The sequence below is a fragment of the Microvirga terrestris genome (genome assembly GCF_015694425.1).
Classification (GTDB): Bacteria; Pseudomonadota; Alphaproteobacteria; order Rhizobiales; family Beijerinckiaceae; genus Microvirga; species Microvirga terrestris.
In genome coordinates this window covers 216,942-229,256 of record NZ_JADQDN010000002.1, presented here as the reverse complement: position 1 = coordinate 229,256, position 12,315 = coordinate 216,942, and the positions used below count along the sequence as shown (strand labels likewise).

14 protein-coding genes are annotated in these 12,315 nt (G+C 62.1%); 5 read left to right on the top strand and 9 right to left on the bottom strand.

Going from position 1 to position 12,315, the window contains the following annotated elements; genetic code table 11:
* Position 1: 1 nt before the first annotated feature.
* From I2H36_RS05185 to I2H36_RS05175, 3 genes are all read right to left on the bottom strand, one after another.
* Positions 2 to 265, bottom strand: a complete 264-nt coding sequence (locus I2H36_RS05185; protein ID WP_196262807.1) for a hypothetical protein — start codon at positions 263 to 265, stop codon at positions 2 to 4.
* A gap of 173 nt (positions 266 to 438) precedes the next feature.
* Positions 439 to 1,158: a TIGR02301 family protein gene (locus tag I2H36_RS05180; RefSeq protein WP_246718662.1), complete on the bottom strand. Its 720-nt coding sequence runs from the start codon at positions 1,156 to 1,158 to the stop codon at positions 439 to 441.
* On the bottom strand, positions 1,056 to 1,463 hold the full coding sequence (locus tag I2H36_RS05175; protein WP_196262806.1) for an NUDIX hydrolase: 408 nt from the start codon (positions 1,461 to 1,463) through the stop codon (positions 1,056 to 1,058). The genes I2H36_RS05180 and I2H36_RS05175 overlap by 103 nt, the downstream gene beginning before the upstream one ends.
* Before the next feature lie 226 nt (positions 1,464 to 1,689).
* Here I2H36_RS05175 and I2H36_RS05170 point away from each other — a divergent pair, with 226 nt between their 5' ends.
* The gene (locus I2H36_RS05170) at positions 1,690 to 3,681 is read left to right on the top strand and encodes an acyltransferase family protein (protein ID WP_196262805.1); all 1,992 of its coding nucleotides are present in this window, start codon (positions 1,690 to 1,692) and stop codon (positions 3,679 to 3,681) included.
* A gap of 23 nt (positions 3,682 to 3,704) precedes the next feature.
* Here I2H36_RS05170 and I2H36_RS05165 read toward each other — a convergent pair whose 3' ends face one another.
* Entirely contained in the window at positions 3,705 to 4,826 is a 1,122-nt protein-coding gene (locus I2H36_RS05165) for a citrate synthase (protein ID WP_196262804.1), read from the bottom strand.
* A 75-nt stretch (positions 4,827 to 4,901) separates the two neighbouring features.
* Between I2H36_RS05165 and I2H36_RS05160 the strand changes: the two genes are divergently transcribed.
* Positions 4,902 to 5,969 carry a citrate synthase/methylcitrate synthase gene (locus tag I2H36_RS05160; protein WP_196262803.1) on the top strand — a complete coding sequence of 356 codons (1,068 nt, stop codon included), beginning with the start codon at positions 4,902 to 4,904 and terminating at the stop codon, positions 5,967 to 5,969.
* Between the two features lie 493 nt (positions 5,970 to 6,462).
* A complete protein-coding gene (locus tag I2H36_RS05155; RefSeq protein ID WP_196262802.1) occupies positions 6,463 to 6,774 on the top strand; it encodes a hypothetical protein in 312 nt (103 codons plus the stop codon).
* Positions 6,775 to 7,268: 494 nt separating this feature from the next.
* Here the strand turns inward: I2H36_RS05155 and I2H36_RS05150 are convergent, their stop codons facing one another.
* Together I2H36_RS05150 and I2H36_RS05145 are read right to left on the bottom strand one after the other, a co-directional pair.
* A complete protein-coding gene (locus I2H36_RS05150; protein WP_196262801.1) occupies positions 7,269 to 7,760 on the bottom strand; it encodes a cupin domain-containing protein in 492 nt (163 codons plus the stop codon).
* Positions 7,761 to 8,792: 1,032 nt separating this feature from the next.
* Positions 8,793 to 9,185, bottom strand: a complete 393-nt coding sequence (locus I2H36_RS05145; protein WP_196262800.1) for a DUF2513 domain-containing protein — start codon at positions 9,183 to 9,185, stop codon at positions 8,793 to 8,795.
* A 249-nt stretch (positions 9,186 to 9,434) separates the two neighbouring features.
* Here I2H36_RS05145 and I2H36_RS05140 point away from each other — a divergent pair, with 249 nt between their 5' ends.
* Positions 9,435 to 9,737, top strand: a complete 303-nt coding sequence (locus tag I2H36_RS05140; protein ID WP_196262799.1) for a hypothetical protein — start codon at positions 9,435 to 9,437, stop codon at positions 9,735 to 9,737.
* A 117-nt stretch (positions 9,738 to 9,854) separates the two neighbouring features.
* Here I2H36_RS05140 and I2H36_RS05135 read toward each other — a convergent pair whose 3' ends face one another.
* The 3 genes from I2H36_RS05135 to pdxH form a co-directional block, all read right to left on the bottom strand.
* Positions 9,855 to 10,271 carry a hypothetical protein gene (locus I2H36_RS05135; protein WP_196262798.1) on the bottom strand — a complete coding sequence of 139 codons (417 nt, stop codon included), beginning with the start codon at positions 10,269 to 10,271 and terminating at the stop codon, positions 9,855 to 9,857.
* Positions 10,272 to 10,279: 8 nt separating this feature from the next.
* Positions 10,280 to 11,002, bottom strand: coding sequence for an SDR family NAD(P)-dependent oxidoreductase (locus tag I2H36_RS05130; RefSeq protein ID WP_425523281.1), 723 nt, complete (start codon positions 11,000 to 11,002; stop codon positions 10,280 to 10,282).
* A gap of 103 nt (positions 11,003 to 11,105) precedes the next feature.
* Positions 11,106 to 11,714 (bottom strand): pyridoxamine 5'-phosphate oxidase, encoded by a 609-nt coding sequence (gene pdxH / locus I2H36_RS05125; protein ID WP_196262796.1) that lies wholly within the window; start codon positions 11,712 to 11,714, stop codon positions 11,106 to 11,108.
* A 99-nt stretch (positions 11,715 to 11,813) separates the two neighbouring features.
* On the opposite strand from pdxH, the gene I2H36_RS05120 reads away from it, so the two are divergent.
* Complete coding sequence (locus I2H36_RS05120; protein ID WP_196262795.1) at positions 11,814 to 12,239, top strand: RT0821/Lpp0805 family surface protein; 426 nt, start codon at positions 11,814 to 11,816, stop codon at positions 12,237 to 12,239.
* Positions 12,240 to 12,315: the final 76 nt, after the last annotated feature.

The following is a 12,315-nucleotide window of genomic DNA, read 5'->3' as shown; positions in this document are numbered from 1 at the left end:
CTCAATGCTTCAGAGATATCGCCATCGAAAACGCCCCCGTGCGGATCTTGTCCGGCAGGGTGGCGGCGTATTCCGCAACGGCATCCTCGCCATAGGTGGCGACGAGCTCGGTGAAGGCCGCGAAGAGGGCGGCCTGGGCCATGCAGTCGCCGTCGAGCCCGTCGAGCTCGGCTTCGGCGAAGGCCTCGGTCACATAGCTCAGGGCCGCCTGTTTGAGGGCGCTGAGGTTGGGCGATTCGTCGAGAAGGACGTCGTTGTCGTTCATGATCCAGGCCCCTTTGAGGGGCGGCGCGAGTTCGGTTGAATTAGTCTTAGACATCGCGCCGACCCGCCGCCAGCATCACCTTGCAAGGAGGTTAACGCGAGAGGGGATCGGCTGAAAAATGTGGATAAGAGGCATGGCTGCAACACCTCCGGACGGAGGGGCATCCCGCCCGATCAGCCGCCGTATCGCCCGGTGATGTTGCGCGCGAGCTGTTCTCCCTCGGCCAGGAAGCGGACCGAGGCCTCCTGGGCCGACGGCGTGCAGACCCGATAGGTGAGGGCATAGGCCTGATAGCCCTTGTTGTAGGCGCCGGCGAGCCGCTCCTTGCGTCCCGGCGTCGAGCCTTCGGCCTCGAGCAGAACCTGCATGCGCCGGCTCCACTCGGACGCGTCGGGGGCGCTGCAGAGGGGGCGCAGCATGGCGAGCGACCCCATGATCTCGGCAAGCCGCAGCAGCTCCTTCTCATAGGGCGCGGGCGGCGGCTCGACCGCGGGCGCGGGTTCCGCCTGCTGCTGCGGTGGCTGCTGTTGTGGCTGGGTGGCCGGACGCTGTGTTTGCGGCCGCCGCGGCTGCTGAGGGGCAGGCTGCGGCCGATACTGCTGCTGCGGGAGCGGCTGTGGCAGGGGACGGTATTGTGGAGGGACCCCCGGCTGCGGCCGGGATAGCGGCGGACCACCCGGCTGCTGGCCCGGCGGAGGGCCGAACAGCCGTTCGAAGAAGCCTTGAGCCGAAGCTGGGGCGGGTAGAGCCAGCAGCATCGCGGGAACGACGAGGGTCAGCCCCAAGCGTTTCACGAAGCGGAGTCCTCCCGCGCGATCCTGAAGGCCTGCTCCAGAATCCCAGTTAGTCCTGCCGTCAGCGGCAAACCGGCGATGTCCCGTTCCGTGATCCAACGGATTTCCTTTGCTTCCGGACCTGTCTGGGGTTCGCCCGAAGCCCAGCGGGCCGCATGGGCGGCGATGACGACATGATGCCTTATATGGCCTTTCTCGTCCCTTTCAATGAATTCGACCGGGGCGATCAGGCGGATAAGCTTGGCCTCAACCCCGACCTCCTCACGAAGTTCCCGCAAGGCCGCCTCGGCAAGCGTCTCGCCCACCTCCACCATGCCGCCGGGCAGCGAAAACAGCCCCTCGCGGATCACGGCCACGGAGGCGGTGAGAACGGGGCGGGTGGGGTAAAAGCGGTCGCCGGTCATAGGGAGTTATGCGTGGCCAGCCATCATTTAACAGATCAAGTGCCAATTCGCGTGGGCAAGCTCTTACCAGACATTATGTCACAATAACAAGTTTTTTCGAACAAATTCAATGACTTGGATCGGTTAAAAGGCATACCTCATTCCATCTGCAGAGACGCTTCTTGCAAGTGAGAGCAATCCTAAGTATCAGCCGCCCATACTGGGCAGAAGCAGAAGCTTTGCCGGAATGTCAGGCGTCATGCATCACCCACATCACCACATTATCAAAGAGGTGCAGGGACTTCGGGCGATCGCGGTCTTATCTGTGCTGATCTATCATGTCTGGCCCGAAATCTTGCCGGGCGGGTATGTGGGCGTCGATGTTTTCTTCGTGATCTCGGGCTTCCTCATCACCGGGTCGTTGCTTAAAGAAGCCGAGGTTGAAGGACGCATCAACATCCTGCGGTTTTATGCCCGACGCATCAGGCGCTTGCTCCCTGCCGCCGCGCTTGTGTCCGGCGCCGTCGCGCTGAGCATTCCGGTTTTTCCGAAAGGTCAGTGGCCTGACATCGTCAACGGGATTGCTGCCAGTGCGACCTATGTTCAGAATTGGTACTTGGCTGCTCAAGCGGTTGATTATCTCGCAGGGAACACAAATGGGCCCATGAATCATTTCTGGTCCCTATCGGTCGAAGAGCAGTATTATATTTTCTGGCCATTGATCCTCGTCCCCGTGCTTGCGACTGCGCGCAAGGCGGGCTTGACCTCCCGCGTGGCGTTCGGATGGGTTACTGCTTTCATCGGAGCCGGATCTCTCGCTTATTCCGTGTTCCTTACGCCTCTCGATCCTGGAACAGCCTACTTCGCAACCACAACTCGCGCATGGGAACTGGCCCTTGGCGGCGGCTTGGCCGTTTACCTAGCAAGGAATGCCTTATCTCCCGCCCTCCGTGAAATCCTGGGATTTGCTGGCATCGTCGGCATCGCCTTCGCGAGCCTAGCCTACAACGATAGCACTCAGTTCCCGGGTTATGCAGCGCTGGTTCCAACTTTAGGAGCGGCCGCAATCATTGCCTCGAGCGGCTCACAGTCACCTTGGTCTGTTCAGACCATCCTGAACTCGAGGCTGTTTCAGTATCTCGGCGATACATCATATTCACTGTACCTTTGGCATTGGCCGATCATCGTTATCTACAGGGAGATCACTGATCGTGCCCCAGGACTAGCCGATGGCGTCCTGATCCTCCTCGCTTCAGGCGGACTTGCGCATGTGAGCAAAGTCTATGTCGAGGATCGGTTCCGTACCTCCTCGTTTGCCGTCGGAAAGACGATTGCCGTCGGTGCCGGATGCATTGCAGCGACATTTCTCCTAGGGATTGGCTACCTTTCCTGGAGCGATCAGGCGCGGGGTCCTGTGGCTTTGAACGGGCGGCTTGGCGCCATGGCGATGCTCGATCCCCAGTACAATTGGCGTGATGAGGATCCGAGCAAGTTCATCCCAAGGCCGGAGAACGTGAAGGCGGATGTTCCGTCCGTCTACGCGACCAAGTGCCATCAGGAGCAGCGCAGAAGCGAGGTTCTGACATGCATGTACGGCGACCCGACGGCCAAGACAAAGATCGTCATGATCGGCGATTCTCATGCGGGACATTTGTATCCTGCATTCGAGGAGTTAGGGCGCGAAGGTGCGATCTACTTCCGCGGTCTGTCTAAGTCGGCATGCCTGTTCTCGCTGGAGGCATTCTATCATCAGCCCTTCAAGCGCGATTATACTGAGTGCCTTGAATGGTCGAAAAACGTGATTGCCTGGCTGGAGCGGGAGCGGCCAGATCTCGTCCTGATCTCGCAATCGCCGGCCTATCCCGAGTCGACCGGAAAGGGGATGACTGAGGCTTGGCTACGACTGATCGAGATGGGACTGGATGTGCGTGTTATCCGCTCGACTCCTTGGCTACGGTTCGATGCAGACAAGTGCCTGAGCGCCAGCAAAAATTGGAGTGTTGATTGCGCTCCCATGCGTAAGGATGTCTTCAGACAGGATCTTGTATCGGCAACCGCTGACAAGATGGAACTGCGTGTGTTGGATCTGTCTAATTACCTGTGCGATGCCGAAAGGTGTCCAACGGTGATCGGCGGCATTCTGGTGTATAGGGATCGGCATCATCTCACGGCCACATTCGCCAAGACCCTAAGCCACGCCTTCAGGAAAGAGTTATCAATCGATACGCGAGCCAACTAGCCAAAAAGGGGAACACTCGCTGGTCATGAAGAAGGCTTGTTTTCCGCCGCGACATAGCGCGCCCGTGGGCGGATGAGGGTAGCCTGGCTGCGCTGCTCGATGGCATGGGCGAGCCAGCCGGCCGTGCGTCCGATAGCGAAGAGCGTAAAGGCGGCGCCGGTGGGCAGTCCATAGGCCCGCTCCGTCACGACAAGTGCCACGTCGATGCTGGGCGAACCGCCCGAGACACCTGCCAGAACCCGCAGGGTCGTGGCATCGGAGGCGAGCAGGGGTACGTTCTCCAGGAGCGCACGCGCCCGTGGATCGCCTTCCGGATAGAGGCGATGGCGGAAGGCCGGATGGGGCGCTGTTCCGGGGGAATTCAGAAAGGCCCTGACCCGCTCGGTCATGCCGCCGTGATAGGGGCCGCTCAGGGCTGCCAGTCCCGCGATCACCGCATTGCGCAGGGATGCGCCGGTCGAAGCCGTGACCCGCACTGCGAAGGCCGAGGAACTGAGTTCGTGATCGGCGCACAGAACGAGCGCACGCCGGATCGCGTCCGCAGCCTGCGGTGGGGCTTTCCAGGCCGAAGCCAGGTGCCGGTGGATCGGTTGGATTCCGGGATCCGCACCGGTCGCCGCGGCGGCTGTCATGCGCAGGATCGCCGCCACCTCGGCTCCACGGGTCTCGCGCACGGAAGGCGCGGACAGGAGGCGGATGGCCTGCGCGACGAAATCGTGCGGTCCGAAGGCCGGCTCCGTCAGGGCACCAGGGATCGGGGAAGGGTGGTGAAAAGCGTTCCCGTCCAGGGCTCCGATGAGGAGGCGTGCCACATCCTCGAGGGTCGCCGTGCGGGTGATCGCGATGGCGTCCTGCCCGCGGTAGAACAGCCGTCCATCCCTGATCTGGGTGATGCTGGTCTCCAGCACCGGCAGGCCCCAGTCGAGGGCGGTCGCAGCCGCCACAGTCGGGCGCCGGAACCGTGCCTTGCGCTCCATCAGGGCTTCCACATCGTCCAGCGCATAGAGGCGCTGGCGCGGGTCGTGCGGCGAGGCGTAGGAGCGGATCAGGCCGCGGCTCACATAGGCATAGAGGCTCGCCCGGCTGATCCCGAGGCGGGAGGAAGCCACTTCGGCCGATGTGAGGTCGAGGGATGCTTGGTCCATATGTTGATATGTTGATTCAAGATTGACGCCTCAGCAAGTCCGGCGCGATCCTCCCCACAACAAAGGAGAGCATTCATGACCATCGGATTGGACGATGTGATCGCGGCCGAAACGGCGCTCAGCCATGTGGATGGTGAGGCGGGCCGCCTGATCATTGCCGGGCATGACCTTGAGGCATTGGCGGGTCGCGTGGCTTTTGAGGACGCGGTGGCGCTGCTCTGGGAAGGTCTCGTTCCCGACCTAGTGCACCCGCGCGCAGTTCTGGGCCAAGCCCGCGAGAGGGCTTACGGCTACCTTGAACCTCTCGGCCCGCAGCTTGCCGGCCTCACGCCGGTCGAAGGCATGCGGATGCTGCTGGCGGGCCTGCCCGATGCGGAAGTGGACCATCCCACATTGGCCGTCGGGGCCGCCGGCGTTGCGGCCGCCATGGCCGTGCGGGGCACCCAGGGCCTCGCGCCGGTCGCGCCCGATGCACGCTCAAGTCACGCGGCCGATATCCTGCGCATGATGCGCGATGCGCCCGTGTCGGATGACGAGGCGCAGGGCCTCGACACCTATCTCGTGACGGTGATCGACCATGGGCTCAATGCCTCCACATTCACCGCCCGGGTGGTGGCCTCGACGCAGGCCGGCATCCTGTCGTCCGTGGTGGCGGGGCTCTGCGCCCTCAAAGGTCCGCTGCATGGCGGCGCGCCAGGCCCGGTGCTCGACATGCTGGATGCCATCGGGTCGATCGACAACGCGGCGGCCTGGCTCGACGACGCGATCGTTCGGGGCGAACGCCTTATGGGCTTTGGCCACCGCATCTACCGGGTGCGCGATCCGCGGGCGGATGTGCTGAAGGCGGCCGTCGGGCGACTGAAGGGCAGAGGCAATCGGATAGCCTTCGCGGAGGCCGTTGAGGCGACGGCCCTCAAGGTGCTGGAGCGCCGCAAGCCCGGACGCCGCCTCGACACCAATGTGGAGTTCTACACCGCCATCCTGCTCGATGCCCTGGGTGTCCCGCGTGAGGGTTTCACGCCGCTCTTCGCAGCCGGTCGCACAGCGGGCTGGGTGGCCCATGCCATCGAGCAGAGCCGCCTGCGTCGGATCATCCGGCCGCAATCGCGTTATGTGGGCGCCTGGCCTGCGCAGGCCGCCTGATCGGCTCTATTGCGGCGGCTCCTCCGGGCAATGCGCAGGGTGGCGAAGAGCGTAAAGGCAGCCCCCACCGGCAGTCCATGGGGGCCCGTTCCATCATGACCAGCGCCACATCGATGCTCTGCGAGCCGCCGGACACGTCCGCGATGTCTCGCAGGGTTGTAGCCCCAAGGCGGCGGGCGGAGGTACAGTCTTGAGGAGGGTCCGGGCTTCAGTCTCGATCCGCCATTCCGAGGCCGAGTGCTGACGAACTGGGTCTGATAGGCCTCGGCATCAGAAAACCCATTTTCAGGAAGGTCGTCAGCTACACTGGCTCTCCAGCAGCGGCTGCTTGCGTTCAACTAACGAGCATATGGCCAAGATTTAAGTGGCCGTGCTAGATGCGTCACAACCTTCCTGCATGGTGAAGGGTAGCGTTAGGACCAACGGGGGTGGTCCTGGCGCACATCTGTCGTTTTTGACAGCAAACCCAAATAACCCCGCTCGGGGCAATGCGATGTTCGAGGTGCTCGCTCGATTCTTCCTTGGTGAGCCGCCACGCGAAAAAGGCGTGCAGGTGGATCTCATCTACAGCGACCCGGATCTCCAAGCCTTCTTCCTGGTGCTCTTAATATTTGGATCGCTGCTTTTGGCGCCGTTTGTCCCGTCCTTATGGCGGATGCAGAGACAAGGGGCGGCCTTCGTGTTGGCTTTCACGCTGTTCTGTGCCGTGAGCTTTGCTGCAATCGGCATCTTCGCCAGTGGCTTTGCCGGTGGACGATATCCGCAGCTCCAATGGAGCGCGGGCCAACAGCAAGCCCTGAAGTAATCCTGCAAAGCACTGCTCACGGAGGCTCGCTGGCTCCTGACTGTCTCTATCCTTACGCACCTCCCTAGCCTTACGCACCTCCCTAGCTTCTTGTGGACAGGCGGGCGAAAAACAGGGCTGAAAAAGAAAAAGCGCCAGTCCGAAGACGGCGCTTTAAGTTTACGGATCCGTAGGGGCAAATAAAACAAATCCGATGAAGAGCACCTGCTCACAAAAAAACCGGAATGTCTTTTTTCTTAGTCGTTTGGAGGGTGCGGCATTTTGGTAGTCATTGAGAACGATAAGGCTTTCTACTTATTGCATACCTCCGGCGAGGTAGGTATGCAGGCGTCTCCGTAGGGGCAAATACGGATCAGAGGGTCGCGAACACGGTCAAAAGACCGGGCGCGGCCCTTTTCTCTGTTCCGCTCAGCCCTTGCATGCCGGGGCTTACGGCATGCAAGGGTGAACGCACCTTCCCGAGGAGTGTGGACTGTACTCGTTCTGTCCCTGCCTCACGCGGGAGGCGGTCCAACGAACTCAAGACCGTAGCGGCCTGCGATTTCCACGATCTGAGGCATATCCCGCGACGGGTGGAGACCGAGACTCTCGACCTCGATGAAGAAGCCGTCCCCTTCTCCAGGGGTCAGGGTAATCAGCAGCTGCCCCTCGCTGGAGCCTATATTCTTGAAACTGTGCGGAGCACCCTTCGGAATCAGAATGGTGTCCCCGTCCGTCAGGTCCTGAGCCTCGCCCATGCACCAGAAGCGGAATTTTCCGGCGAGGACGCGGAACAGCTCCTGCTCCCTGTGATGCACATGCATCGGCGGACCGGCCCCGGCCGGGACCTTTTCAATCCAATGGGAAAAGGCCCCTTTAACCTCATCGGAGCGAACCAGGAAGGTGCGGGGCAGATCGAAGGCGTGATTGTTTGTGCCTTCGCCAGCCCGCCGGACGAGTGCTCTGCTTCCCGAATCCTGATCCATCATCTCGCCTTTGGTTGACATGGCATCCGAAGCCGACCAGGCGAAGCTAACATGCGAGCTTAGTGATTTGAGAAGGGAATTCCGGGCGATACAGGCTGCTGAGATCGGAAACGGCGGTGTCGCGGGATTAGGCCATGCCATCGCCATGGCATGGATGAGTGAAGTAAAAGGCCGCGCCCGATCCTTATGAATGCAAGGCGCGGCCCCCGGCCCGCAGTTGCCCCTACGGGTGAGCGTCAACGTAAGGTTAACCTTGGCTGGAATGCGGCCACGCTTCGGAATTTGTGCGACCATTCTGTGGGAACCTGAGAGCAGAACGGCCGTCGAAAGCCTTCTGGCCCTTTATTGCCCCAATGAGCCAGGCACTTCGGAGCGCCCCTCGCGGGCGATTATCCTATGGTGCTCAGGAAGCGTCCAGTCGCCGCTCGATTTCACGGGCGACGTCCCGGAGGGGAGGCGATAGGGGCTGTTGGAGCAACTCGCCGTACATTGCCCGCAGATTGACACCGATGTGATCGTGAGTGGCTGTCTTTATTTGTGACCAGAGCCGGTCATCTCTCCATGCGAGAGGGACTACGACAAGCTCACCGCATTCCCAGTCGTCGCAACCTGCATCCACCATGGGCTTCCCCCAGCCTACGCTCTGGCGATCATGGCTGGAAAACTATGCAGGAGAGCGACCGTTCCCGTCTCACCATCACAAATAATAGCTTATGTTAACAATGCTACTGAGGCTCCCGCCCATAGAGGGGTAGGGTCGCAGGAGAGAACCATAACCAGTGGCCCGGTGTCTCAGCCGAGGAACAGGTCGGCGAGGAGCGATACAGTCACCGCCTTACAAACCAAGGTCATTCCCAGGAGGGGGTGGCCGACGTGGGTCTGCTGAGGAATGCGAGTGGTCGAGCCGCGCACCTCGGTGTCTTGGGTTTTATGGGTTTCAAGCCGGTGCTCAGACATTGGGGCTCGTCATAGCGGTGCGCTCAGTCGGGAGCAATAGATCCGCGGGAGTCGTCATGGGGAGGGTATAGCGGAAAGGGGTGAAGAGAGGGTTGGTCAGCTTGGCTCAATCCCGAGCACACTTTGAACTTTGGCTTTCAGCAGGGCCGTCCCGATTTCTTTAAGTGCGGCAATGGACCAGCTCCCAGCAGCTGAGGCGCCTTCCTTGGTTTTTCGCCAAATCTCAGGGTCGCGCATGGTGTCCAAAAACTCGTGCCCGTCCCATGTGAGGCGTCGGACATACCATCCTCCGACAGTACTGCTTCCCTGCTTCTGATTGGCGTCGATCAGGCCGGCCTCTATCAGAAGCTTCAGATGGAGCTCGATTGTCGGTTGATCAATCCCATTAAGACGGTCGGCTGAAATAAGGTCGCTAATATAGAGGGCAGGCTTTTCCGATGCCTCGATTTCAAGCAGAAGGTTACGCACCAAGTCCATGTCGCGCTTCATGCCTGCCCCTCATCCCACCGTCACAGCATAGTCGCTTGCTGAGCTCGAAAACAGCCTTTCCCGATGAAGGGCGTCAGCCCTGAACCTGCTCCAATCACGCCGTTCATCATGAGGTACCGGTACCATCCCTCTTTTGGCTTATGCATCGGGAAACTCGTCATATGCGTTTCCTGATCTAGGCAGCCTGGGACAGCTGGGGAGGGCTTGACGCCCCAAGCCCCTGGGTCGGTCACACGAAAGGTACCGCGTATGAAAAGTCTTGTTATCCTCTTGGCGCTTGCAGCCACTCCCGCAGCTGCACAAGCAGAGCGCGTCACGCTGCGTAGCCTTCACGTCCTTTGCTCGACAGCTGACACGGCAAACCGCCTGCACGAGCTGCGCGGCAACAACAGCGCTTGGATAGAACAGGTCAAATCGGAAACAGCCCAGAAGCGCTGCACGATCCTGCCATCAGCCACGAACGTGTGGGTGGAGAGCCGCTCCGGGGCGCTAACATGTGCCAAAGGCGATGACATGCCCAGCTGCGGGTGGACCGTGCTTGATGCGACCTGACAGCTTTGCAGGCTGAAGGAGGGCAGCCATCCCCCTCCTGTCTAGGTGAGCAGAGGGAGGCGTAGCCTGCCGTCGTGATGGGTCATCGCTTGGCCCGCGCGGGCGGCGTGATGCTTCCTATCGCGCCGGCTCCTCCGGCCGCTGCGCGAGGCAGGGGTCAAGGACGATGAAGTCCGGGTTCGGCCGGCTGTAGCCGCCCGCCGCCGTCACCACCTCGCCGACCTTCATGTCGTTGGTCTGGTAGGTGACGCAGAGCACCTTCGGGTCGGGCGCTGTGCCGCACAGGCCGAGATAGGCCAGCGTCCCGTCGAAATGCACGAGGGCGAGGGGACCCGTGACGCTGAAATCCACACGCGTTGCGCCGGTCTCGCGATCCTTGGTCAGCTCCCGCACCTCATGGCACAGAGCCCGATAGGAGGGTTGCATGTCCGGATCGGCGAAGGGGCTTTTCTCATCGCTCTCCTGGCCTGAGGCCGCTGCCGAACCGAACATCAGCAACGCGATGAAAAGGCTCTGCATCTGGCGTCGGGGCATGGACCACCTCAGACGTGCTGGCCGCCGTTGATGTGAAGCTCCGCGCCGGTCACATAGGAACTTGCATCGGTGCAGAGGAAGTAGATGGCTTTCGCCACCTCGTCCGGGGTGCCGAGGCGGCGCATCGGCAGCTGTTCGACGATCTTCTCCGTGCCGGGCGACAGGATCGCGGTGTCGATCTCGCCCGGCGAGATCGCGTTCACGCGCACGCCCAGCGGCCCGAAATCGGATGCCATCTCGCGGGTGAGCGAGGCGAGCGCCGCCTTGGAGGTGGCATAGGCCGCGCCCGCGAACGGATGGACGCGCGAGCCCGCGATGGAGGTCACGTTCACCACCGAGCCCTTGGCCTTGGTGAGTTCGTCCTGAAGGCCGCGGGCCAGCATGATCGAGGCGAAGAAGTTCACCTGGAACACCCGCAGCCAATCCTCGTAGCGGGTGTCGAGGGTGCCCATCCGCGCGCCGCCTTCGCCCTTGGGCGAAATGCCCGCGTTGTTCACGAGCGCATGCAGGCAGCCGCCCTCGACGGCCAAGCGCTCCTTCACCTCCGCGATGGCGCGGCGGGTGTCCTGCGCATCGGCCAGATCGACCTGCAGGTGGTCCTCAGGCCCCATCTCCCACGGGCAGTTCTCAGGGAATCCGTGCCGCGAGCAGGTGATCACCCGCCACCCGGCCGCGGAGAAACGCTTGACCGTGGCATGCCCGATGCCGCGGCTCGCACCGGTGAGCAGCATGATGCGGCGAGAGGTGTTGGATGAAGAGGACATGGGGTTCTCTCGTGAGAGGGGGCAGACCTTTAGCCCGGTTCGGAGGTAGGGTCCATGGGATGGCTCGGCGTCACGGATAAAGCCGCACCTTCCGCCAGCCGTCGCCGTCGCGGCTGAACACCACGCGATCATGCAGCCGGAACGGCTTGTCCTGCCAGAACTCGATGGAAACCGGCGCGATGCGGAAGCCCGTCCAGTGCGGCGGGCGCGGGATTTCGCCCACGGCGAACTTGGCGGTGTTCAGGGCCACGGCCTTCTCCAGGGCGAAGCGGCTCTCGAGCGGGCGCGACTGCTGGCTCGCCCAGGCGCCGATGCGGCTGTCGCGGGGGCGGCTCTGGAAATAGGCGTCGGCCTCCTGGTCGCTCACCAGCGTCACGGGGCCACGGGCGCGCACCTGCCGGCGCAGGCTCTTCCAGTGCAGCACAAGGGCGGCCTTGCCCTGGCCGAGAAGCTCGCGGCCCTTGTTGGATTCCGTGTTGGTGTAGAACACGAAGCCGTTCTCGTCGAAGCCTTTGAGCAGCACCATGCGCACGTTCGGCAGCCCGGTCTCGTCCACGGTGGCGAGCGCCATGGCGTTGGGATCGTTCGGCTCCGAGGCTTCCGCTTCCTTCATCCAGGCCTCGAAGAGGGCGAAGGGCTCATCCGATTCCGTGAAGTCACCAGTTATTAACCCGCTCACTGTCTTATCTCGTTCTGTGACTTTTGGTTCTGGGGGACCCAACGCGTGACGTGGATCAATCCGCGCCGTTATAGATCAGATGGCTTCGCCAGCGAAGCCATGAAAATCCTGGTCGTCGGCCTGCTCGCCCTGTCGACGAGCGCCTGCGGCCTGTCCCTTGGCCTGTCGGCCCTCGACGAGGACGGACCTATGGCGACGGGCGCGATCGCGTCCAAGACCGACATCTCCCTCTCGTCCGATCTGGACGATGAGGATTGGCGCCGCGCCAAGGCGGCGCTGGCCGTCGCCCTCGACCCGCAGGGACCCGGCACCCAGGTCTCCTGGGACAACCCGGCGACCACCCGCAAGGGCACCTTCACCCCTGTCGGGGCGCCCTTCGTGAAGAACGACGAGATCTGCCGCAGCTTCTCGGCTCATCTGAGCGGCCCGTCCACATCAGTCCTGCAGGGCATGGCCTGCCGGCCTTCCGGCGGGGAATGGGTCCTCAAGGAGGTCAAGCCATTGAAGGGCACGGCCAAAGTCTAGCTGTTATCGGTTCGGGCGTTGCGAAGGGGCAACACTTTGCCCATATGACCGTCAAACCCGTGGAGCCTCCAAGCTC

Coding starts and splice junctions, on each gene's coding strand:
- I2H36_RS05185 (WP_196262807.1), bottom strand. CDS start 265: ATGAACGACAACGACGTCCTTCTCGACGAATCGCCCAACCTCAGCGCC.
- I2H36_RS05175 (WP_196262806.1), bottom strand. CDS start 1,463: ATGACCGGCGACCGCTTTTACCCCACCCGCCCCGTTCTCACCGCCTCC.
- I2H36_RS05170 (WP_196262805.1), top strand. CDS start 1,690: ATGTCAGGCGTCATGCATCACCCACATCACCACATTATCAAAGAGGTG.
- I2H36_RS05165 (WP_196262804.1), bottom strand. CDS start 4,826: ATGGACCAAGCATCCCTCGACCTCACATCGGCCGAAGTGGCTTCCTCC.
- I2H36_RS05160 (WP_196262803.1), top strand. CDS start 4,902: ATGACCATCGGATTGGACGATGTGATCGCGGCCGAAACGGCGCTCAGC.
- I2H36_RS05155 (WP_196262802.1), top strand. CDS start 6,463: ATGTTCGAGGTGCTCGCTCGATTCTTCCTTGGTGAGCCGCCACGCGAA.
- I2H36_RS05150 (WP_196262801.1), bottom strand. CDS start 7,760: ATGTCAACCAAAGGCGAGATGATGGATCAGGATTCGGGAAGCAGAGCA.
- I2H36_RS05145 (WP_196262800.1), bottom strand. CDS start 9,185: ATGAAGCGCGACATGGACTTGGTGCGTAACCTTCTGCTTGAAATCGAG.
- I2H36_RS05140 (WP_196262799.1), top strand. CDS start 9,435: ATGAAAAGTCTTGTTATCCTCTTGGCGCTTGCAGCCACTCCCGCAGCT.
- I2H36_RS05135 (WP_196262798.1), bottom strand. CDS start 10,271: ATGCCCCGACGCCAGATGCAGAGCCTTTTCATCGCGTTGCTGATGTTC.
- I2H36_RS05130 (WP_425523281.1), bottom strand. CDS start 11,002: ATGCTGCTCACCGGTGCGAGCCGCGGCATCGGGCATGCCACGGTCAAG.
- I2H36_RS05120 (WP_196262795.1), top strand. CDS start 11,814: ATGAAAATCCTGGTCGTCGGCCTGCTCGCCCTGTCGACGAGCGCCTGC.